The 22,758-nt window shown below is 42.6% G+C and carries 22 protein-coding genes; 7 read left to right on the top strand and 15 right to left on the bottom strand.

Translation table 11 applies throughout. The features are described 5' to 3' along the window. Positions 1-32 precede the first annotated feature (32 nt). The 5 genes from AAA943_RS18200 to AAA943_RS18180 all read right to left on the bottom strand — a co-directional run bounded on the left by AAA943_RS18200 (position 33) and on the right by AAA943_RS18180 (position 3,494). Complete coding sequence (locus tag AAA943_RS18200; protein ID WP_338225725.1) at positions 33-800, bottom strand: DUF547 domain-containing protein; 768 nt, start codon at positions 798-800, stop codon at positions 33-35. Positions 801-961: 161 nt separating this feature from the next. Beyond that, entirely contained in the window at positions 962-1,423 is a 462-nt protein-coding gene (locus AAA943_RS18195; RefSeq protein ID WP_338225724.1) for a rhodanese-like domain-containing protein, read from the bottom strand. Between the two features lie 87 nt (positions 1,424-1,510). After that, positions 1,511-2,224, bottom strand: coding sequence for a Crp/Fnr family transcriptional regulator (locus AAA943_RS18190; RefSeq protein WP_338225723.1), 714 nt, complete (start codon positions 2,222-2,224; stop codon positions 1,511-1,513). Positions 2,225-2,300: 76 nt separating this feature from the next. After that, complete coding sequence (locus AAA943_RS18185; RefSeq protein WP_338225722.1) at positions 2,301-2,768, bottom strand: type I restriction enzyme HsdR N-terminal domain-containing protein; 468 nt, start codon at positions 2,766-2,768, stop codon at positions 2,301-2,303. A 42-nt stretch (positions 2,769-2,810) separates the two neighbouring features. Continuing rightward, on the bottom strand, positions 2,811-3,494 hold the full coding sequence (locus AAA943_RS18180) for a ComEA family DNA-binding protein (protein WP_338225721.1): 684 nt from the start codon (positions 3,492-3,494) through the stop codon (positions 2,811-2,813). A gap of 187 nt (positions 3,495-3,681) precedes the next feature. On the opposite strand from AAA943_RS18180, the gene hemA reads away from it, so the two are divergent. Beyond that, positions 3,682-4,950, top strand: coding sequence for a glutamyl-tRNA reductase (gene hemA / locus AAA943_RS18175; RefSeq protein WP_338225720.1), 1,269 nt, complete (start codon positions 3,682-3,684; stop codon positions 4,948-4,950). Positions 4,951-5,040: 90 nt separating this feature from the next. Continuing rightward, positions 5,041-6,606 carry a WG repeat-containing protein gene (locus AAA943_RS18170; RefSeq protein WP_338225719.1) on the top strand — a complete coding sequence of 522 codons (1,566 nt, stop codon included), beginning with the start codon at positions 5,041-5,043 and terminating at the stop codon, positions 6,604-6,606. A gap of 13 nt (positions 6,607-6,619) precedes the next feature. On the opposite strand, the gene floA is transcribed toward AAA943_RS18170, so the two are convergent. From floA to proS, 3 genes are all read right to left on the bottom strand, one after another. Then, the gene (floA, locus tag AAA943_RS18165) at positions 6,620-7,630 is read right to left on the bottom strand and encodes a flotillin-like protein FloA (protein ID WP_338225718.1); all 1,011 of its coding nucleotides are present in this window, start codon (positions 7,628-7,630) and stop codon (positions 6,620-6,622) included. A gap of 2 nt (positions 7,631-7,632) precedes the next feature. Next, entirely contained in the window at positions 7,633-8,091 is a 459-nt protein-coding gene (locus tag AAA943_RS18160) for an NfeD family protein (RefSeq protein ID WP_338225717.1), read from the bottom strand. 87 nt (positions 8,092-8,178) lie between these two features. Beyond that, a complete protein-coding gene (gene proS / locus AAA943_RS18155) occupies positions 8,179-9,660 on the bottom strand; it encodes a proline--tRNA ligase (RefSeq protein WP_338225716.1) in 1,482 nt (493 codons plus the stop codon). A 121-nt stretch (positions 9,661-9,781) separates the two neighbouring features. On the opposite strand from proS, the gene AAA943_RS18150 reads away from it, so the two are divergent. After that, positions 9,782-11,185, top strand: coding sequence for a hypothetical protein (locus AAA943_RS18150; protein WP_338225715.1), 1,404 nt, complete (start codon positions 9,782-9,784; stop codon positions 11,183-11,185). A 67-nt stretch (positions 11,186-11,252) separates the two neighbouring features. After that, positions 11,253-12,767: an OmpP1/FadL family transporter gene (locus AAA943_RS18145; protein ID WP_338225714.1), complete on the top strand. Its 1,515-nt coding sequence runs from the start codon at positions 11,253-11,255 to the stop codon at positions 12,765-12,767. Here the strand turns inward: AAA943_RS18145 and AAA943_RS18140 are convergent. Genes AAA943_RS18140 through AAA943_RS18130 form a run of 3 tightly spaced genes read right to left on the bottom strand, consistent with a single transcriptional unit; the run spans position 12,757 to position 15,002 of the window. Further along, positions 12,757-13,290, bottom strand: a complete 534-nt coding sequence (locus AAA943_RS18140; protein WP_338225713.1) for a shikimate kinase — start codon at positions 13,288-13,290, stop codon at positions 12,757-12,759. The genes AAA943_RS18145 and AAA943_RS18140 overlap by 11 nt on opposite strands. Then, positions 13,287-14,384 (bottom strand): BT_3928 family protein, encoded by a 1,098-nt coding sequence (locus AAA943_RS18135; RefSeq protein ID WP_338225712.1) that lies wholly within the window; start codon positions 14,382-14,384, stop codon positions 13,287-13,289. Before AAA943_RS18135 ends, AAA943_RS18140 begins: the two co-directional genes overlap by 4 nt. A 60-nt stretch (positions 14,385-14,444) precedes the next feature. Then, entirely contained in the window at positions 14,445-15,002 is a 558-nt protein-coding gene (locus AAA943_RS18130) for a DUF1599 domain-containing protein (RefSeq protein ID WP_338225711.1), read from the bottom strand. A 119-nt stretch (positions 15,003-15,121) separates the two neighbouring features. Here AAA943_RS18130 and folP point away from each other — a divergent pair, with 119 nt between their 5' ends. Both folP and cdaA read left to right on the top strand, forming a co-directional pair. Next, positions 15,122-15,898, top strand: a complete 777-nt coding sequence (gene folP / locus AAA943_RS18125; RefSeq protein WP_338225710.1) for a dihydropteroate synthase — start codon at positions 15,122-15,124, stop codon at positions 15,896-15,898. Next, positions 15,895-16,770 (top strand): diadenylate cyclase CdaA, encoded by an 876-nt coding sequence (gene cdaA / locus AAA943_RS18120; protein ID WP_338225709.1) that lies wholly within the window; start codon positions 15,895-15,897, stop codon positions 16,768-16,770. Before folP ends, cdaA begins: the two co-directional genes overlap by 4 nt. Before the next feature lie 36 nt (positions 16,771-16,806). On the opposite strand, the gene kbl is transcribed toward cdaA, so the two are convergent. Further along, entirely contained in the window at positions 16,807-18,000 is a 1,194-nt protein-coding gene (gene kbl / locus AAA943_RS18115; protein ID WP_338225708.1) for a glycine C-acetyltransferase, read from the bottom strand. A 169-nt stretch (positions 18,001-18,169) separates the two neighbouring features. On the opposite strand from kbl, the gene AAA943_RS18110 reads away from it, so the two are divergent. Continuing rightward, positions 18,170-19,126 carry an NAD-dependent epimerase/dehydratase family protein gene (locus tag AAA943_RS18110; RefSeq protein ID WP_338225707.1) on the top strand — a complete coding sequence of 319 codons (957 nt, stop codon included), beginning with the start codon at positions 18,170-18,172 and terminating at the stop codon, positions 19,124-19,126. Positions 19,127-19,608: 482 nt separating this feature from the next. Here AAA943_RS18110 and AAA943_RS18105 read toward each other — a convergent pair whose 3' ends face one another. From AAA943_RS18105 to AAA943_RS18095, 3 genes are read right to left on the bottom strand one after another with little or no spacing between them, the layout of a single operon-like run. After that, positions 19,609-20,550: a helix-turn-helix transcriptional regulator gene (locus tag AAA943_RS18105; protein ID WP_338225706.1), complete on the bottom strand. Its 942-nt coding sequence runs from the start codon at positions 20,548-20,550 to the stop codon at positions 19,609-19,611. 5 nt (positions 20,551-20,555) lie between these two features. Then, positions 20,556-21,200, bottom strand: a complete 645-nt coding sequence (locus AAA943_RS18100; RefSeq protein ID WP_338225705.1) for a carboxypeptidase-like regulatory domain-containing protein — start codon at positions 21,198-21,200, stop codon at positions 20,556-20,558. Beyond that, positions 21,193-22,461: a CsgG/HfaB family protein gene (locus AAA943_RS18095; RefSeq protein WP_338225704.1), complete on the bottom strand. Its 1,269-nt coding sequence runs from the start codon at positions 22,459-22,461 to the stop codon at positions 21,193-21,195. Before AAA943_RS18095 ends, AAA943_RS18100 begins: the two co-directional genes overlap by 8 nt. Between the last annotated feature and the right edge of the window lie 297 nt (positions 22,462-22,758).

Genomic DNA, 22,758 nt, shown 5'->3' with positions numbered 1-22,758 from the left:
GACTTTTTTGGAAAGATAAAGAAAATTGCCCCCTACTCGTTGAGATTCCAGTTGTAATCCATGTAGGAAATCTTTGCTTTAGGATTAAGCTTTACCTTGGAATATTGATTCAAAAAATCAATCAGGCTACCCTTTTTGGTAAAATCACCGGAAAACCAGGAGAAAATAGAAGATACTTCCGCCTGATTGGGTGTGATCTTGTTTCTGGAAGAGTCATTGATAAATGCTACGGCCACTTTTTGGAGCTGACTTTCCAGTTTGTCTGGCATGAAGGCTTCATTCAGCAAAGGAGGACAAGAAATGGAAGCACAATTAATGGCAAAATGAATCCTCGGTTCTTCGAATTCCTTCCTCAAGATGCCATGCTCTATTTCATCCAAACTACTTTCTTTTCCTCCGATCTTAAAAAACTTATAATGCCAAACATCCTTGATCAATGGGATTTTTAGTTTGGGGCCAAGATCCCGGATACTTTCTACAGGATAATTATCTACGATCAGTTTGACCGTAAAGGCATTGTAAGCATTGATCCAGTAGGCCATTTGCTCATTTTTTGACCAAGTTTTGCGGTCAGGAGCCTGGCTGGATAGCAGGGTCAAGTATTTTTCCAGTTTGGCTTTTTCCTTAATAAATCCCTTATAATCCACCATTCCATCGGATTTGACGTGACTTTGGAGGAGTTCATTCCACATCTGATGACTGGGTGGCTGGGTACCGGCCATGCCTAGGGTAGATCTCCCGCAGGAAAAGGAAATGATCGAAAGCAAAAGAAGAAGAAAACGGAAAGCTAAGATTTTCATGGTTTTGGTTTTATCTGATTGTTTAACCCTACCTGTTTTTTTTCTCTTGCTCACATGGAAAAGAAAAAAGAGTCGGAAGGGTAAAGTTTCCAGAAGATACGAAGTATAATCACTCAGGGATGATATAAGAGGACGAATTGTCAGGACAAAGACATGAAGCTTCAGTACACTTTCTGACCTTTATTGAGCCAGATGCTCCAGGTTTTGGAATAGGTGTGAACCCGGTCTGTGGCTTCTCTCTGACTTACGATGGGATTTTCTTCATTTACCCAATGAAAAATCCCTCCATAAAGATTGTAAACTTCCAAGAATCCCGCTGACCTGAGTTTTTTCCCCACCTCCTGAGAACGTGCACCTACACTGCAATAGACGATGACAGGTTTGTTTTTGTCTATCCGCTTCAGGTTTTCGAGAGAAAATGTATCGTATCCAACCCATATTGCCCCAGGAAGATGACTGACTTGATACTCCACCCATTCCCTGGTATCCAGGATCTGAAACTTATCCAAATCCTCTACCTCATCGGGATAGATCAATGGAAAATCCTTTTCATAAATTCCAGACAGCAAAGTCCTATAAGCTAAAGATTGGCCAATGGCCCTTTCCGGAAGAGAAAAAAGCACCAAAAGTAGGATTGCCCTTGATAGAAAGATGAGCCTTGTCCAATGCATCATAAAAACAAAACTTCCTTTAGGGAATCAAGGTTCTTTTCAACCATAAAAATCTGAAAGCCTTGCCAACCCTCTTTTATCCAAAATGATGATTTTCTTTCCATCCAAATCAATCAGTTTGTCTTTTTTGAATTCGGAAAGCAATCGAATCACCGATTCCGTGGCGGTGCCTACAATCCCCGCAATCTCTTCCCGGCTGAGAATCAAGTCGATCTTCTGACTTCCCCCTCCCTCTATTCCATAAGAATCTGCCAACTGCAAAAGGACAAATGCCAAACGCTCACGGATACTCTTTTGAGTGGCGTCGGTCAGTTTGGCTTCCATCTCCCCAAGCTCATGGCTTATCGCCTTGGTTACCTTTTTGAAAAATTCTGTATTCTTGGTCAAGGTTGCCAAAAAAGCATTTTTTGGAATAAAACAGATTTTGGCATCTTCGATGATCATGGCAGAACTGGTATAATTATCCTCGCCCAAAAGGGCCGCATAGCCCAAAAAATCACCTTTTTTGGACAAATGGATGATTTGTTCTTTTCCGTTGGATGCCGTTTTATAGACCTTTACTACCCCTGAATTGATGCAGAAAATTCCAAGGGGATTGGTTCCTTCATAGTACAAAATCTGCCCTCTTCGATGGGAAATGAGATTCTTATGATCCGAAATGGTACATAAGTGCTGCTCAGGCAAGTCTGAAAACAGCGAGTGCTTTCTACTTGCACAAAGCTCACAGGGGGTATTTGAGGAATGGGAACTCATAGTTTGGATATCGTGCTACCGGTAGGTGATGAAATGTAGGAAAAACAGGAAGGAAATCATAATTAGAAAGAAGAAATTAAGGAGCCTTCGGAACGTTTTTCACCTGAATAAACTCACTTTTTTCTTCCTCAAAAGACATGCAGACATGTTGCAACCCGTTGGATAAAATAACATGAGGGCAATTTAGTGGCATATTGTAAGTAAGCGCTTGGGCCAATGTGCTTTGATTGATTTTTACAGACGGAGCTTTGCATTCGATCAAAAGAAAAGCATTTCCTTCCCTATCAAAAACCACCAAGTCGGTCCTCTTGGATAATTGATTGTATTTCAACCCCTTTTCGAGAGAAAATAGGCCCTTAGGATAATCCATGACTTCAATTAAGAAATGGATCCAATGCTGCCTGACCCATTCTTCAGGAGTCAGGATCAGGTATTTTTTCCTCAAAGTATCCAAAACCAGAAGCTTCCCATTTTCCTCTTTGATCTTTGCCTGCAGAGGAGGGAGATTGAGGACGGGTAACTGGACTTGGATTGGGCGAAGCATGGTTCAAATATGCCTGAATTTTATTTCACCGAAATCAAAAAATCAGTCAAAATTCAAGTAGGGGCTAATTTTGTCTACCCAGTCCTTTTTGAAAATTCGGATTTTCAATAGATCCTCAGCGCTCTGAAATACTCCATGCTGATTTCTGAAGGCAACGATTACTTTGGCCTCAGCATAGGAAATGTAGGGGTGCTTGGCAAGATCTGCTGTCTCGGCCCGGTTGACAGGAATCTTCCTTCGGATTCCCGGATCAAATTCAAAAAATTCCCAGACTGCTTCAGCAGTTTCGGTCTTCATCCCATAAACTTCCATCAGCTGAGCTTTGGCCACAAAACCTCCTAAATTTTCCCGGTATTTGATGATTCTTCCTGCTGTGGCAGGCCCTATTCCGGGTACAATCTGCAAGGTGATCGAGTCTGCTTCAGAAAATGGTATCCTTTGGATTCGTTCCAGCTGATTGGGTTTATTATCTGTTTTTACGGTATCCTGAGGATTGAAGCCGGGAAGTGGAGAAGATACCAAAGCGACACCTGCTTGGTCGAGACTATCCAGCAGGTGCAGGTAGTGGGAAAAATACTCAGCTTCACTTTGGTTTTTTATCCAAGCGATCATCGAAGGGAACAAGCTCAAAAGAGACAAAAAAGGAACCACCAATAAAAACCCCACTGTTTCCTTTCTGGAAAATCCAAAGTAGGTTTTGAACCAAAATTCAAGTTTCCTTTTCATTAAAAAATAGGTTAGCCAAACAATCGAATAATTTAGGGATAAAGCAAAAAGGAGTCAATACCCTATCCAAAAAATGGGACAAAAAGCAGAATTAATTTAGACAAATTCTAAATTAATTTTCCTTCGTGTAATTTAAACCTTTCACGGCCCGATCTCTGTTATTTTTGCAATGCAAGAAATTGTAGGCATGCCAAACAAGTTTAAAGCGATCAGTTTATCCCACAAAACCGCTCCTGTTCAAATAAGGGAGCATATTTCTTTGACAGAGGATGAAATCAGAAGAATACTTCAGAAAGCGAAGGATTTTTTCAGCCTGAGTGATGCGCTGATTTTATCGACCTGCAATCGGACAGAAGTCTATTATGGGCATGAACTGGACTTAAGCACGGAAATCATCAAGTTGATTGGGTTGGAGAAAGGGGTAACTGATGTGGTCAACTATCTGAACTACTTCGAAGTGCTCAATGAAGATAATCAGGCCATCGAGCACTTGTTCCGGGTAAGCATGGGACTTGAAGCTCAGGTGATAGGAGATATTCAGATATCCAATCAGGTGAAAAGAGCCTATCAAGCCGCTGCCGATCTGGATATGGCAGGGCCTTTTCTTCATCGCTTGATGCATACCATTTTTTTCACCAACAAAAGGGTGGTTCAGGAAACAGCCTTCCGAGATGGTGCTGCTTCCCTTTCTTATGCCACAGTCGAATTGATCGAAAGTCTCACTGTCAATACCTTTGAGCCAAGGATTTTACTTATCGGCGTAGGAGAAATCGGAGAAGACGTAGCAAAAAACATGGTTCACCTTCCTCATGCCAAAGTAAAAATCACCAACAGGACCTATAGCAAGGCAGAGGAAATTGCCTCCCCATTGGGTTTCGAAGTAGTGCCTTTCGAGCATGCTTTTGAAGCCATGCAAGAAGCAGATGTCATTGTCAGCTCAATCATGAAGAACGAGCCCTTCATCACCAAAGAGATGGTAAAAAGCTTCGACATTCAAAGCTATAAACTATTTATCGATCTTTCGGTGCCGAGAAGTATAGAAACTACTGTCGAAGATGTACCTGGAGCCATACTTTACAATGTGGACAACATTCGCAGCAAAACCTCCGCAGCCTTGGATAAACGGCTTGGTGCAATCCCAGCTGTAGAAACAATCATTGAAGAAAGCATAGCTGAGTTTTTCAACTGGAAAAAAGAAATGATGGTGTCCCCCACCATCAACAAGCTCAAGCAGAGCCTGGAACAAATCCGGCAAGAAGAGATCAGCAGGTATCTCAAAAATGCGGATCCCAAAGAACAGGTACTCATTGAGAAGATTACCAAAAGTATGATGCAAAAAATCATCAAAATCCCTGTGATCCAGCTCAAGGCAGCCTGCCAACGGGATCAGGCAGAAGAAATGATCGAAATCCTAACAGACCTGTTTGACTTGGAAAAAATCACCACTGATAAATAAATTTCATTTCTACTTAAAGAAATGGCCAAAGGTGATTTGCAGATCCTTTGGCCTTTTTATCTTTAGGCCCATTTGAATCATCCCTATTCCATGAAAAACAGGCGATTGGCTTTTGTATCCCTAATCTTTGCCCTAGTGGTCATGTCCTCTTCCTCCTTTGGTCAGACCTGGGAGGTGTATGATCTTCAGGGAAAATTAAAAAGCCGGGCAGTTTACGATGAAGTTTATGTCTTTTCTGAAAATGTTCGCATCGGAAAAAAAGACCATCAGCTATTTCTCTTGTCCAAAGATCTCAAGCCGATCGTTACCCTGCAGGGGGAAGAAGTCTATCAGTATCTCAGTCCTTGGATTTTAGTGAAGGGAAAAAATGGCTTGGGTGCTTACCATGAATATGGGCAGCAGGTCCTCCCATCCGAATACGACGAAATCCTCACCTATACTACCCGGCTACTCTGCAGAAAAGGAAACAATTATTTTGTATTTGAAAGAGGCAGCGGAAAAACCACTTCCATTGGCGCATTTGACCAAGCTCATTTGAGCCATTTGGGGGTAGTTTTGGCTCAAAAAAACGGGACATATTATCTGCCGCTATCCAAAGATTCTCAAAGGCCCTATCAATTGCTGAAAGAAAATGACGGAAGATATCTTTTGGCAAAAGAGGAGTCTGGGTTTGGGATCATCAATGAGGAAGGAGATTATGTCTTGGCCCCTACACTGGAGCAGTTGGAGTATTCCCGAAACAATCATTTTTATGGGTACAATGACAACCAATATTTACTGATCAAAGGCGATGAGGTCAAAGCTGACGTTACTTACAACTCCTTTCATAAGATCACCAAATCGGGACATTTGATTTTGGAATATATCCATGGCAAGCTTAGAAGAATCATGAAGGAAGATGGGATATTCTTGGATGCAGTAGGAATGGAAGAAGTACTTTGGATCTCCGGTGAAAATTATTTTGTCAGATTTAGAGAGCAAAAAAGTGGACTTTATGGACCCAAAGGCTGGCTGGTAAACCCTCAATCCGATGCCGAATGGATTGGAGAGGGTTCAGAGGGGCTTTTTCCTGCCAAAAAATCCGGCAAGTTTGGGTTCCTCAACTCCAATGGAACTTGGGTGATTTCCCCTGCTTTTGATGAGGTAGGGACTTTTGCGGAAAACCTTGCTCCATATAGACAAGGGTCCAAATGGGGGCTGATGGATAAGTCAGGCAACTTTATTGGAGCTACCGAATGGGAAGAGGTAAAAAAGACCTACGAGGGAAAAACTATAGTAAGGTCAGGGGAAGGTTTCTTCCTCCTCAATGAGAAGGGAGAAAAATTGAATACCTCGGCATTCGACCAAATATGCAGGATAAAAAATGGGTATTTCTTGGTCGAAGAAAAGGGGAAGCGGGGATTGTTGAGCAACGAAGGGATCCCGGTTTTTCAAAATGATTTCAGCTTTCTCCAAGTGGAAGAAAATGATATTTTCCTTCTTTCGAAAGATGGAAAAACGGGAGCTTTCCGTGCCTCTGGTGACGTGGTTTACCCCATGGAATATCAGCAAATCATAACTGATTGGAGCAATCAGGAAATTCTTCTAAAAGAAGCTTATACTCCTGTTGTCCTGATTCCGGAACCTGCAGAAGGGAAACGAAAAAAGGGAGCTTAATCGCTCCCTTTTTTTATTTCTTCTCATTTTTTCCCGAACCTGAATCTTTGGAATCTTTATCCGAACTGGCAATGGAATCACGCATGGTGGTATCAGCCTTGATATTTTCCATTCGGTAATAGTCCATCACACCCAAGTTCCCATTTCGGAAAGCCTCAGCCAACGCTTTTGGAACTTCTGCTTCAGCTTGGATTACTTTGGCTCTCATCTCTACGGACTTGGCTTTCATTTCCTGTTCCAAAGCTACCGCCATGGCTCTTCTCTCCTCTGCTTTAGCCTCGGCAACTTTGAGATCCGCAGAGGCTTGATCAATCTGGAGTTTGGCACCAATATTCGTTCCCACATCGATATCAGCAATGTCTATGGAGAGAATCTCAAAGGCCGTCCCGGCGTCCAAGCCCCGCTGCAGAACCAGCTTGGAAATCTTATCCGGATTTTCCAAAACCGTTTTGTGATTTACGGAAGAGCCTATTGATGTTACAATTCCTTCTCCTACCCGGGCCAGAATAGTTTCTTCACCGGCACCCCCGACCAACTGGGCAATGTTTGCTCTTACTGTCACCCTAGCTTTGGCAATCAATTGTATCCCATCAGCAGCAACCGCAGCTACGCTTGGCGTATTGATCACCTTGGGATTTACCGAAATCTGAACGGCCTCAAACACATCTCTCCCAGCGAGATCAATGGCTGTAGCTTGTTTGAACGAAAGATTAATATTGGCCTTGTCAGCAGAGATCAAAGCCCGAATAACATTTGGCACATTTCCTCCCGCCAAGTAGTGAGTCTCAAGCTCATTGGTAGTCAATGCCAACCCGGCCTTGGTAGCGGTAATCAACGAATTGACAATGACACTGGGCGGAACTTTCCGGATGCGCATTCCGATCAACTCCCCAATCCCCACCCGGACATTGGCAAATTGAGCTGTTATCCAAAGATTGACTGGAACAAAATAAAGAAAGATAAAGAGTAAGGTAATTCCGGCTAAGGCGGCTACCAAAATGAAAATTGAACTTGATGGATCCATATTTATTTGACGATAATTTTATTGGTTTCTACTTTGATTATTTCCACATCTTTTCCTGCTTCCAGAAAACCGGATTCTGATTTTACCTCGAACATTTGATCACCAAAAAGCGCTTTTCCGATCGGTTTGATATCCGAAACTGCTTTTCCCTTCATTCCTACTTGCAAACCCTGAGTTCTGCCATCAAATGCCCCACCGGTCATGGAGGATTTCAGGGAAAATTTATTCCAAACCCCAGAACTAAACCCATACCATACTGCCGCAAGATTGGCGATAGCAGCAATCGAGGTAACCCAAATTGCTGTTTCGTAGCCAAATTGAGAAAAGGCATAGATTACTCCTACCAAACTGACTACAAAACCCAAGATGCCAACGATGGTCGTACCCGGGATAAATAAAACCTCGACCAATAGTAGGATTAACCCAATGATCAGGAGGCTCGAGAGAATTAGAATTTCCATAATTAGATTCAGGAATTCTTAAAAATACAAGAATCCAATCGAAAGGAAAGCAGGAAATAAAAAAACCCGGGAGACCCGGGTAATTTATTAATAAGCTTTGGCAAAGTAAACCCGCCCCTCGGAAGGCTTTCCTGAAAATATGCAGCTTCCCTTTTCCTCTTTCCTATCCAAAGGGATACAACGGATAGTAGCTTTAGTCAATTCTTTGATTTTATCCTCAGTCTCTGAAGTACCATCCCAATGGGCAGACAAAAATCCACCTTTTTGATCCAGCACTTCCTGAAATTCCTCCCAAGAGTTAACCTCAGTGGTCATTTCATTTCTAAAGGTAAGAGCCTTTTGGTAGATCGAGGTTTGAATATCATCCAAAAGAGCAGAAATTTTTTCCTCGACCGGCATTTCAGTAAGCTGGAAAGTCTCTTTAGTCAGCGTATCTCTTCTGGCAATTTCGATGGTCCCGTTTTCCAAATCTCTTGGTCCCATGGCAATTCGCACAGGAACTCCCTTCAGTTCATACTCCGCGAATTTCCACCCCGGCTTATATGTATCCCTATCATCAAATTTGACAGAAATTCCTTTTGATCTCAAAGCTGCCATGATTTCTTTCGCTTTAACGGAAATTGCTTCCAGTTCATTTTCACCTCGATAAATAGGCACGATTACCACTTGGTTGGGTGCTAATTTAGGAGGCAAAACCAACCCATTATCATCCGAATGAGCCATGATTAAGGCTCCCATTAATCGAGTGCTGACTCCCCATGAAGTCCCCCATACATATTCCAGTCCCCCTTCTTTAGTGGCAAACTTGACATCGAAGGCTTTGGCAAAGTTTTGACCCAAAAAGTGAGAGGTTCCTGCCTGTAATGCCTTTCCGTCTTGCATCATGGCTTCTATACACAAGGTATCATCCGCCCCCGCAAAACGTTCATTTTCGGTTTTTCTGCCTCTGATTACCGGCAAGGCCATAAATTCCTCAGCGAAATAGGCATATACCTGCATCATTTGAAGCGTTTCTGCCTTGGCCTCTTCGGCGGTGGCATGTGCGGTATGGCCTTCTTGCCAGAGGAATTCAGCAGTTCGGAGAAACAGTCTTGTCCTCATCTCCCACCGAACCACATTGGCCCATTGATTAATCAAAAGAGGTAAATCACGGTAGGATTGAATCCAATTTTTATACGTACTCCAAATTACTGTTTCGGAAGTAGGCCTCACGATCAACTCTTCTTCTAGTTTGGCCTCTGGATCAACGATTACTCCTGACCCATCTTCGGCATTTTTGAGGCGATAATGAGTCACCACTGCACATTCCTTGGCAAACCCCTCCACGTGTGAGGCTTCTTTGCTGAGATAAGACTTGGGGATAAATAAAGGAAAATAGGCATTGGTATGCCCTGTTTCTTTAAACATCCGATCCAGCTCGGCTTGCATTTTTTCCCAAATGGAAAATCCATAGGGTTTAATTACCATGCAGCCTCTCACTGCCGAATTTTCGGCCAAGTCGGCTTTTTTTACCAATTCGTTATACCAAAGTGAATAATCTTCACTTCTCTTGGGTAATCCTTTACTCATTAGCTTTTGGGGAATATTAAAATGTGCTTAATTTTGCTTAATTAGGGCTGGCAAATATAAACCAAAAAGTAAAACCTCGGTCCTGTCAGTTCGTATAAGAAAGTAACAATCGACTTCAAAAATGAAGAAATTACCCATCATATCTGCTTCTTTACTGCTCGGTGCACTTGCAATAAGCTCATGTAGCACCAACAAAATGGCTATGAATGGCGCCAATGACAATCTTTACTTCATGGCGTCAGACGTAAAAATAGCTACCCAATACGCAGTAGAAAACAACAATCCCAAAACGTTCCAGACACTGGCAAGCGAAAATTCCTTGACACAGGAAAATTTTAGTGCCCGAAACGTAAATCCAGAGTATATCTCCCGCTATCAGGCTTCTTCAGGCGTAGATCAGTCTGGCACTGTCTACTTCGATGAAGGTGGATCAGAGCAAATTGCCCAGGGTAACATCAATGCTTACGACAACTTCTACTCTTCCAATGGAAATCAAAATGGAAATTCACCCAACATCAATTTCAACGTAGGTTTTGGATTTGGAAGCATGTTTAGTCCATGGGGTATGGGTTTTTACGATCCTTTCTGGGGTCCCGGATGGGGTTGGAGACCAGGTTTCAGCCTAGGTATTGGCTTTGGCTGGGGCAACCCTTGGATGGGGATGGGTTGGGGCAACCCTTGGATGATGGGATGGGGTAACCCATGGATGATGGGATGGGGTGCTCCTGGCTTCGGTTGGGGATATCCTATGTACGGTTGGGGGGCTCCAATTTATCCTGGACGCCCAATATATGTCCTACCAGGTGGGGAAAACGGAGGCAGAAGAATAGTGTATGGTGCCCGACCTACCAGAGGCTCAGGAATTACCAATGGAGGACTTGCTTCCAACCAGGCAGGCGTGGTGCCAAATACAGCAAGAGCTCAAGCAAGAAGAGCAGCCAATACGGCAGGTACCTCTCCCCGAAGAATTTCAGCAAGCGAAAATTCAAGGGTAGCCAGTAGAGAATTTGGCAACTCACAAAACGACTACTACAATACAGGTAGAAGCCGAACAGGTACGGTTAGAAACGTGAATTCGCCTGCTGCGGATCGAGCTGTCAATACCAGAAGTTCTATCCCTTCAGCTAGACCTTCCGCAGCATATGATCGAGGTGTAAATTCCAGAGGAGCTACTTATCCAGCAGGAAGATATGCTACTTCGCCAAGTAGAGCTACCAATCCTGGCTACAATAATTCGACTAATCCATCTTACAATAGATCGGGTAGACCTACCTACAATAGATCTACAAGTCCTAGCTACAACAGATCTACAAGCCCAAGCTACAATAGATCCACCAGTCCAAGCTATAACAGGTCAGCTAGTCCTAGCTACAACAGATCCAGTGGACCCAGCAGGTCAAGCGTAGGAGGTTTTAGTGCACCAAGCAGAAGCTCGGGAGGTAGTAGCTTTAGTGCTCCTAGCCGAAGTTCTGGAGGATCCGTTGGAGGTAGTTCCGGAGGATCCAGAGGAGGAAGGGGAAATTAATTCCCCTTTTTTTTATCCAAAATTTTCTGTCAGCCCGTTTATTTGAATAGATCAAATGGTTATGCCAATGAGAATTTCAGTTAGCATCTTTATGCTTTTGACTTTGAGTATTTCTTTAGCTAATGCCCAAAGTGGATATTTTGAAGATGCCTTTCGATTCAGCAGAGTGGTTCCCTCAGGATCTGCAAGAATCTTAGGTGTAGGGGGGACTCAATGGTCCCTTGGGGGTGATGTTTCCAATATTGCTGGAAACCCTGCTGGTCTCGGTTTCTTCCGTTCTTCTGAAATCAGCCTTAGTTTAGGCTATTCCGATTGGGGTGTAAGGACCGAATATCTAGGTCAGTCGCGGGAATATAACACCTCCAATTTTTCCTTACCCAATATAAGCTATGTAGGAGCAAAACCTAAAGGACCCATGGAAACTAAGGCATTCAAAGGAGGAGCCTGGGCCATGAGCTTTCAGAGAATAGCCAACTTTAATACCGAGTTTGGATACTTCTCCGATATCTTGGGACAAAGTTCAATCATCGACTTTTACCTGCAGGATGCATTTGGGATTCCAGAAAGTCAAATCGAAAATTTCGGATTAACCGGGCTGGCTTACCAAACCTATCAAATTAATCCAATTGCTTTTGATTCTGAGGGTAACCCCATACCCAACCCCAATGTCTACGACTCCTTCGTTTTGGGTCTTCCGTTTCAAGATGAAAACATTCGCAGAGAAGGCAGTGCTAATCAAATGACCTTCGGCTATGGGGCAAACTTCAATCACAAGCTATTTTTTGGAGGAAGTTTGGGTATTCGGACCTTAAATTTCTCCTCTTTTAAAATCTACAATGAAGAATTTGTGGATGAACCCTTGGCAACTTCATCTTTGCAAGAAAACCTTTTTATCAACGGTGCCGGAGTCAATTTGAATTTGGGGGTGATTTATAAACCCATGGATAATCTTAACCTTGGATTTGTATTCCAAACTCCTACCTGGTATGGGCTAAACGAAGAATATGAAGCAGCTGTCTTCACTGATTACAATAACTATTATTATGAACCAGAGGACGTAACTTTGGGCCAGGAAGACGCATTTTCAGATCTTGTAATCAGCAATTATGGACTGAATACCCCGCTCAAAATTGGTGGTGGGGCTACCTTCTTCTTCGGTAAAAAAGGATTTATATCAGCAGATGTGGACTGGGTAGATTACAGTACGGCTAGAATCAGCTCTAGAGATTTTGACGAAGGACCGGATAATGAAGTAATCAGAAACATTTACTCCAGTACAATAAACTATCGGGTAGGCGGTGAAATCTGGTTGGATATGTTCCGAATTAGAGGGGGATATTCTTTCCTAGGGGATCCTTATTCCAATTCTCCTGGATTCGATCAAAGTACCCAAATTATCAGCGGAGGAGTAGGAATTAGGTCAGGTTCTTTCACTCTTGACCTGACTATTCTGAATCAACAATACGACCAACTATATCGTAGCTATCAGGTCTTGGATGAAAACGGTTTCAATTTTGGACCTTTGACTGAAATAAGGAACTCCATCACCTCAGGAGTGCTGACCGTAGGGTTCAACTTTTAAGTTGATTGATTAATTCGTACATCAAAAACTCAGCGGAAAAATCTTCCCCGCTGAGTTTTATTTTTGCTTGATTGTAAAAATATTCCCGTTGAGCCAGTAAACTTTTCAGTTTAAGGGTAATTTCTCCACTGTCCAAGCCTTCAAACATGGGCCGGTTTTGAATCTTGCTGGAATAAAGTCTTTGAGAAATGATGTCCAGAGGAACGTCCAAATAGACCGAAATCCCAAGGGAATTGATCAAGTCCATATTATCATTGAAGCAAGGGGCTCCGCCCCCGGTGGCTAGCACAATTGATTGGTCATTGGTTAGGATCTCCTTTAATACTTCCGACTCCCATTCCCGAAATTTCCCTTCCCCATAAGTGGAAAATATCCTTGGGATTTTCAACTCATATTTTTGCTCAATCAATCCATCCGAATCGAGGTAAAGGAAATTAAGTTCCTTGGCCAATTGCTTTCCAAAGGTCGTTTTGCCTGCCCCCGGAAGTCCGATTAGCACCACTTTCACAACCTTGCTGTTCATAAAAAGAAGTCAAGAACTTCGGTAGGTTCAGGCGTATTGTTATGATGGTATTTTTTCATCACCACTCCATCTTTGAGGATCATGATGCCCGGGTTTGCACGCATGATTGTTTTGACCACTGTAGCATCAGCTTGTAGACCTACCACGCTCCAATTCTGTCTGTTGATCACCTGGTCGATTTCCTCCTGAGTCGCTGCAGCCATAAAAACCACATCCACAGGAGCACCTTCCAAGGACTTCACCAAAAGGTTCATTGCCTCCAAGTTGCTATCGTTCACCTTGGCTAGGTTACTGCTCAAGATTACCACTTTATTGCCTGAAAATAGGAATTCGGTTTGATCTCCCTCCTCATTCCAAGCAGCGAAATCAGAAATTTTTGGAAGGTCATCAGGGTTTTTCAGTACCATCTCTACAAACTCATATCCTTCCTCACTGGGGTATTGATCCAGCTTCACCAATTCCTCCCCTTTTTTCATTACATAAGTATAGTGCAAAGGGGCTGAAGGCTGCATATTTTGAGGGATATTCACGCCTGCTTTGTAGGCTCTAAAATCGATGAATGGCAAATTCTGAATAGCATAAATCGCCAATCCTAATGACCCCGCCAAAACGATTACAGAACTGATTTTGGCCCAATTTGGGGATTCCACGGATAAATCCTTTCTGAAAAAAAACAAAAAGGAAATCATAATCATCAGTACCACATCCTTGTAAAAAGATTCCCAAGGGGTGAGTTTAATTGCATCTCCAAAGCACCCACAGTCGGTGACCTTATTGAAATAGGCTGAGAAAAAGGTGAGAAAAGTAAAGAAAAGAATCATTGCTCCGATGGCAACTACTGTTTGCCTGAGCTTAACTCCCAAAATCAACATCACGCCGAGTACTACCTCCGAGACCACCAATACCACTGCAATCGGAAGAGAATAGGGCTTGAACAGATAAAAAAACGCAGCGATATCATTGGAAAAGACATCAAAATATTCCTCAAGCTTAATGGCAGTGCCTACCGGGTCATTGACTTTGATTAACCCGGAAAAGATAAAAAGCCCTCCTACCAATAGTCTGAGTAGCCAAAGTACACCTTGTTTGTTCATTTTGTCTTTATCTAGAATCGATTAAAATCTGTTTCAATTGCAAAGATTCAGCATTCCAAGTCATGCCGAGGGACCTGTATGGTACCCCAACTTGATTAGGCAAAAAACCGCATAGTTGATCATATCCTGATAATTGGCCTCTATACCCTCAGAAACTACCGTTTTCCCATGATTATCTTCAATCTGCTTTACCCTGTAAAGTTTCATGAGAATAATGTCGGTCATGGAACTGATACGCATATCCCTCCAAGCCTCCCCATAATCATGGTTTTTATTTTTCAAAAGCCCTTTCGTGTCCTTGACCCATCGATCGTATACCGGCTCTAGCTCAGGGAAAGGAATCTCCAATCGATCCTCCTCCTGAAGGGAGATTTGCATCAAGGCGATCAGACAATAATTAATTATCCCCACAAACTCATCTTCCAAGGGATCATTGACCAATTGAGTTCCCTTTTCCTGAACAGATCGAATCCGTTGCGCTTTGATAAAAATCTGGTCTGTAATCGAGGAAAGCCTAAGAATTCTCCATGCCGTCCCGTAATCGAGGGTTTTCTTCCTGAATAGTTCTTTACATCGATGGATTACTTGGCTATATTCGTTGCTGGTTCTCGTCTCCAAAATCTTTTTATTTAATGCTACAGGGATATCCTCCTTATCGGACCGAAGATAAATTATTTCTCCAAAAATATACATTACAAATCAAGGGACGACTTTTGCCATTAAAAAAGCCCAAAGTTATGGGTATACTCAATCTTACTCCTGATTCTTTCTTCGAAGGAAGCAGAGTATCTATGGAAAGAGATCATATCTTGGCCAAAGCTGGTCAAATGATTTCAGAAGGTGCGGATATCCTTGACCTTGGTGGCTACAGCACGCGACCCGGTGCAGCTGACATTTCAAGTGCTGAGGAAATGAGCCGAGTCATACCGGCCATCCAATGGATCAAAGAAGCCTTTCCTGAAGCCCTTATTTCTTTGGATACATTCAGAAGCCAAGTGGCCCGTATAGGGGTAGAAGCTGGGGCAGATTTGATCAATGATGTATCTGCTGGAAGTCTCGATCCCGAAATCCTCTCTGTGGTGGCTCAGTCGGGGATACCTTACATTGCCATGCACATGCGCGGAACCCCTCAAACCATGAAGGGTTTGTCGGATTATTCCGAGCTGATTCCGGATATTTTGTACTATTTTGCTGAAAAAGTAGATCTTTTTAAAAAACTTGGCATCAAAGATGTAATCTTAGATCCTGGATTTGGATTTGCCAAAACCCCTGAACAGGGATTCCAACTTTTGAGAAATTTAAGTCAATTTCGTTCGTTGGGATTACCGATTCTGGCAGGTATTTCAAGAAAATCTATGATTTACAAGACACTTGAGATTACCGCATCCGAAGCTTTGAATGGAACCACTGCACTTCACATGGCTGCCTTGATGCAAGGAGTGAACATACTTAGAGTGCATGACGTTAAAGAAGCAAAGGAAACAATTAAACTATACGAAAAACTATACCCTTGAGTATTCTTTTTAAAATTGGATTTTTAGATATTTCCATCGTCAATATGATCGATATTGCGTTGGTAGCTGCTCTTTTGTATCAAATCTACAAACTTCTTAAAGGAAGTGTAGCAATAAAGATTTTTTTGGGATTCCTCTCCATCTACCTTATTTACCTTTTGGTGAGAGCCGTACGAATGGAATTGCTTTCTTCTATTCTTGGTCAGTTTATGGGTGTAGGGGTGATTGCAGCTATCATCATATTTGCCCCTGAAATCCGAAAATTCCTTCTCTTGGTGGGAAGATCCTCATTTTTATCCAATGATACCATTTGGCGGGATATTCTTTTCTTTTGGAGAAAAAAAGAAAATTCCGCATTCAATATTTCCCCCATTATTGATGCTTCCAAAACCTTGGCAGGAAGTAACACCGGAGCTTTGATGGTCATTACCAGCAGTTCTGAACTCAAATTCTATGCAGAATCCGGAGACATATTGGACGCTGAACTATCCAAAAGACTATTGATCTCGATATTCAACAAATATAGTCCCCTTCACGACGGGGCAGTCATCATCCACAACGGTCGCATCAAAGCTGCAAGATGCATTCTCCCTGTCACAGAAAGAGAAGTACCCGCTCAGTTTGGACTGAGACATAGGGCGGGAATAGGAATGTCTGAGGCTACCGACGCCCTGATTTTGGTCATTTCCGAAGAAACCGGCCAAGTCTCCATGATGAAGAACGGAAAAGTACTTCACAACCTTTCCTTTCAGGAGGTACGAGAGATTCTGAATGATTTCCTCAATAATGAAGATTTGGACGATCGATTCGAAAGTCTTTCCGAATACGATCTGAACAAAAAGAAAAAACTGGCCATGACCAGCAAATCCTAAAAAAGGACCGGAGATTTGTCTCCGGCCTTTGCCTGATTAGATTACTTCCAATTCCTTTCCTGCCTCAATAAAGGCTGCAATCGCCTGATCGAGATGATGCCGCTCGTGACCTGCTGAAATCTGAACACGGATTCTAGCCTGCCCTTTCGGAACAACCGGATAATAAAATCCAATCACGTAAATTCCTTTTTCCAACAGCTTTTCAGCCATCTTTTGCGAAAGAACTGCATCATATAGCATGATGGGTACTATGGCATGCTCCCCTGGCTTGATATCAAATCCAGCTTGCGTCATCTTGGCTCTGAAGTATTGGGTATTTTCCTCCAATTTATCCCTAAGCTCTGTGGTCTCAGAAAGGAGATCAAATACGGCAATAGATGCACCTGTAATCGATGGTGCCAAAGTATTGGAAAACAAATAAGGCCTAGACCGTTGCCGAAGCAACTCCACGATTTCCTTTCTTCCGGAAGTAAACCCTCCTGATGCACCACCCAGAGCTTTCCCTAATGTACCGGTAATAATGTCAATCTTCCCCATCACACCACAATGCTCATGGACCCCACGGCCTGTCTTTCCCATAAATCCAGTGGAGTGACACTCATCAGACATGACCAAGGCTTCGTATTTCTCAGCCAATTCCACGATTTTGTCCAGCTGTGCGATCGTCCCATCCATAGAAAATACCCCATCGGTCACGATTATCTTCTGCTTTGCTCCGGCAGCGATGGCGTCTTGAAGCTGCTTTTCCAAATCGCCCATATTGTTGTGTTCGTAACGATACCGCATCGCCTTACACAATCTCACCCCGTCGATGATGGAGGCGTGATTAAGTGCATCAGAAATGATCGCATCCTCAGGACCCAAAAGCGGCTCAAATACACCTCCGTTTGCATCAAAAGCAGCTGCATAAAGAATGGTATCTTCTGTGCCTAAAAATTCGGATATTTTTCGCTCCAATTCCTTATGGATATCCTGTGTACCACAAATAAAGCGTACGGAAGACATTCCAAACCCATGGGAATCAATGGCAGCCTTGGCTGCCTCGACCACCTTGGGATGAGAGGAAAGCCCCAGGTAATTATTGGCGCAGAAATTCAGAACTTTCTGCCCACCAGCTATGGTGATCTCAGCTGCCTGTGGAGAGGTTATGATGCGTTCTTTTTTGAAAAGTCCAGCATCCTGAATGGATTGAAGTTCTTGTTCTAATTTGGGTTTAAACTGATCGTACATGAGAATGTAATTAGTGAATGGATTATTGATATTCCGCTGGTCAAAATCCCCAGCTATGCGTTTAATTTTTCGATTACGGGAAGGGTTTTTTGCTACTTTTGCGCTAACAAACCCAAATATAAACAAAAACCCTCAAGGCGACTTTTGGGGTTTTTCGAAAGACCTTTCTATGGAAAAAATCTTGGTTATCGGTGCCGCAGGACAGCTTGGTTCAGAACTTACCCGAGCCTTGGCAGACCAATTTGGCGGAGATCAAGTCATTGCCACAGACCTTAGAGACTCGGCTAAATCTGAGTTTGATTATTGTCGTTTTGAAGTGTTGGATGTTTTGAACAAAGAAGGCGTTCGCGATCTGATAAAAGAAGAAAAAATCACTCAGATCTATCATCTAGCAGCGGTACTTTCCGCCACCGGAGAAAAGAACCCACTTTTTGCCTGGCACCTGAATATGGACAGCCTACTCTATGTGCTTGAATTGGCCAAAGACCTCAAGTTGGATAAGTTGTATTGGCCCTCTTCCATCGCAGTATTTGGACCCAATACGCCAAAAGTCAATACCCCTCAATTTTGTGTCAAAGAACCCAACACTGTCTATGGCATCAGCAAGCAGGCAGGAGAACGATGGTGTGAATACTATTTTGAAAAGCATGGCGTGGACGTGAGAAGTCTTCGCTATCCTGGCCTGATTGGCTACAAATCCCTACCGGGAGGTGGCACCACCGACTACGCGGTGGACATCTACCACAGGGCAATCGCAGACGAAAAATTCAACTGCTTCCTTCGCGAAGACAGCTACTTACCGATGATGTACATGCCCGATGCGATCAAGGCCACGCTGGACCTGATGAATGCTCCTCGGGAATCGGTGAAAATCCGATCCAGCTATAATCTCGCAGGGATGAGTTTTTCCCCTAAAGAAATCTTCGAAAGCATCAAAAATCACCTACCGGACTTCCAGATTGAGTACAATCCTGATTTCCGTCAAGCCATCGCGGACTCTTGGCCAGACAGCATAGACGATAGTCGTGCACAAGAAGATTGGGGATGGAAACCGGACTTTAATTTGAATGCAATGACAGAGGATATTTTGAAAAATCTTCCGAGATATTTTCCTCCAAAGAAGTAAATTCCAAAGCCTCTTTGTTCTCAAAGGGGCTTTATTCTTTTTTCGTACAGGAGTAGGCATCCCGTTCAGTTCTATCCCGAAATTGGCAATATTTCCTTTTATTCTTTAAAAAAACAAAAAGGAATCTCTGCGTCAATTTTCTTACCCTTCAAGTCGGAATTACCCTGAATGGGCTTCCACTAGTGGTGGGAGATAAAGTTAGAAACTGCACAGAAACATGCCCTTTTTCTAAAGGAGCAACAAATCAAACCCTAATCGCTTGAAATAAGCAATTGACAAACTGCCTTTATTGAAATTTTGCAGAATCGGAATTTTTGGAAAAGCATAGAACACAGGCTAGCTGAATTGATTCAGTCGGAAGGGAGTTAAAATCCTATTTATCGGAGCATTTATTACATTTTTTCAATGTCCGGAATTCATCTATTTACTTTTGTTCTTTTCCCCTGACTTGTAAGATTGATGGGTTAGGAAGTAAAAATCGACTACCGATTGACCTTGGATATGGCCTCCAGAATATTTGAAGAATTGGTCTTCTTTAGAATGTTTGCCCGATGTCTTTCGACAGTTCGCGCAGATAGGGAGAGCTTATCTGCAATTTCCTTCATTGGAAGGCCTTTTTCAGAAAGCAACAACACCTCCTTTTCTCTGGCAGTAAACTCCTTCAAGGAGGAATTGAGATATTTTTCAAAGCCCATCTCAAACTCATTAAACCTCTGACAGACCACTTCTGCCAAATAAGAATGATTTGGAGAATTTCTTCCTCTGTAAAGAAGGAAATCCACTGTCTTTATGGATGAAAGGGGTACATGCCTGAGCAAAACCGACTGGGTCAAATTCTTGAAAAATCTGGAGATTTCGATCTCGTTAGCCTCATTTGAAGAAAAGTTAACCAACTCTGAAAACGGATGACTTAATTTGCCATTTGAAATGGCCAAATGCTCAAGGAAAATCTCATTTGCAAATGAAATCAGGTTTTTCCTAATAAATGCCACTGGTCTATGGCTGGATTTTATCCATTGATGAAAATCCTCACTTTCAAACCAATCATAGTTTTTTTTTCTGTTGATTAGATTTTGAATTTTTGCTTGGATGGATTCAAAATTGTAGGGATAAAAAAACAGATTATCAAAGCCCATTTCTAGGTAAACCATCAGCTGATCCTTTCGTATCTCCCTGGGAACCAGCAAAAAATAGTACACTCCCCGAAGACTCATTCTGGACTTTAAGGCAAAGAAAAGATCAAGAATGGGATTCTTTTCCGAAAAGAATTTGACAATAACTAAATCTACCGATCCTGAATCTATTTTCTCAAAAGCCCCAAACAAGTCCGAAGTATATTCTACCTCATTACCTAACTGAATCAAAAAGGACAGGATTTCCTCTCGATCATGTTCAGCAGAAGATATGTAAAGGCAGCTCAGCATAAAAATTACGATCCAGTTCCTGTCCTAAATGTCCAAGTTGGGCTATTGGCTACATTTCTTCCTTCAAACTTGGCCAAGACATACCAATAGTAGGTAGTATTGGGCTTCAAGTTTGAAGCAATAACTTGGGTTGTGGTGAGATTTTGACCTATTATTTCTTGATTCGTACTGTTGGATTCAAACAAAAATACAGTGTAAGTCAAAGTTCGATCGGCTTGGCTTTGATCTGTTCTCCATCCTAAAGTCAAATCCAAATTTTGATTGACTGCTCCATTGCCTGGTACAGGATCAAACAAAACTACATTTCCGACGTCATTTTCATCCTTACTCAAGAAAAACGTAAGATTGGTGTTTTCATTTTCAAAGACAGCTATACTTACTGTCCCGGTTAAATAATCCTCCTTTCGGGCTGTAATAATTACGGGTCCTTCCTGTACTTTATCGAATTGAAAAGCTCCGTTTTCATCGGTAAGGATAGCTGTACTTGGAGGAGTGGTAGTAATTAAAACACCAGAAAGCCCGGAGTAATCACTTCCATCCACCACAATTCCTGAAACCGAACCATACTTTTTAACATCAAATCTTTCCTCTTCACAGGAGGAAAGGGCCAGTGCCAAAAAAAAGATCAGGATAAAATTAAGTTTATTCATTATTTGATTGATTGCCTATGTAAAATTTTAAACCTACTCCAACCCCCCAAAACATATCGTTAAATGACCCAGAGACAACTTCATCGTAAGAATCATTCAGCAATTGATTGAGAAATCCATCGACCACAAGGGCAGTTTTGTTGGAAACCATAAATTCCACTCCGGCATTGTATCGGACGTAGGGCATCCAACTACGGCCTGAAAGCCCTACCCCCTCTCGCTGCAAATCAAAATAAGAACCTCCTGATACGCCCAAATACGGCGAAATCTTTCCATCAGGATTTCCTAGGTAGGTTAAGCCTACATCTGCAAAAGCATCAGAGGACCGGAAGATATCTGTTACTTCTATCTGTTGAAATCCTAGCCCACCTTTTAGGAATAAGGATTTAGTAAATCCAAAACCGAATTCTCCTCTGAAGCCCGGAGTGAATGGACTTGAAGAATAATCTCCTTCATACGTTTGAAGTGTTCCGAGTCCCCCGATAAAAAAATTGGATCTCAGGTTAGAGTCGTACATTCTTCCGATATAATCAATTTGAATGTTCGCTTTTTTCTCTTCATTGTAATCGGCTACTACCTTTTGGGTGGCATCAGAAGTATCTTTAAAATTCCAAAGTTGGTCTTCCACCCCTTCTATAATCATACTGTAGACCGCTTTCTCCACTGCCTCAGTTATGGCCATTTCCGTGGGCTCGCTATAAGTATAACCGGTCTCTGCTTCCAATAAGCGTTTGAATTTTACATATCTGAAAAACCCTGCGGAAACCTCTTGAGAAAGAATCGATTTGGTGGTGTATATGGTCTTGAGAATCTTTCCGTTATTGGTAGAAACAGCCCGCAGATAAATACTGACCCTATCCTCTCGATATCGTGCAGAAGCATCTGCGCCGAAATACCTTACTCCTGCCCCACCTGTATAGATATTGGTCTCATAGGAAATGATTCCACCTTCGAGAAGAACTCCAGCAAAGAGTAAGGGAGGGAGAAGAATATCTGTTGTCCCCTCGTACTGCTCCCTACTGGATCGAATTATCTTTCTTTCATTGAGTAGATTGCTGATGTTCTCCCGCTCAATAGGAATAAACCAGCCCGACTCTTCCAGTGCTCTGATCAAGATGTTGGTAGCCCCTTGCGTGACTGCAGTTGACCAGCTCGCACCGATATTGGATTCTTTGTACTGTCCGGTTTGATCTCTAAACTTGTAGACCGCGACATAAATGGGATCTGATGGAGGAGGAAGCTCCAAAAGCTCGCTCTTCATAGGAGTCTCTGGCCCCAATCTAGCATCCCTCTGCTGGAAAGGCTGGTAATAATAAGGAGAACACCCAACCCCCAAAAATAAAATGAGTGCAAAAAGGGTAATTTGGGTTTTTCTGCCTCGTAAAAGGATTCCCAGATTCAAGTAATAAGTGCAACACTAAAGGTTTAAGGAAGGAAGCCTAGGCTTCCTTCCTTAGGCTGAAGAATTAAATTAGTGTTGTCATGCAGAAATTCAATCATCTCAGCCCAGAGCAAAGGTACCAAATCGAAATTTTAATCAAACAAGGGGTGACTCAGA

Source organism: Algoriphagus confluentis, from assembly GCF_036245625.1.
Lineage (GTDB): Bacteria > Bacteroidota > Bacteroidia > Cytophagales > Cyclobacteriaceae > Algoriphagus > Algoriphagus confluentis.
The sequence above is the reverse complement of the archived record's forward strand: the minus strand, read 5'-3'. Positions and strand labels throughout refer to the sequence as shown.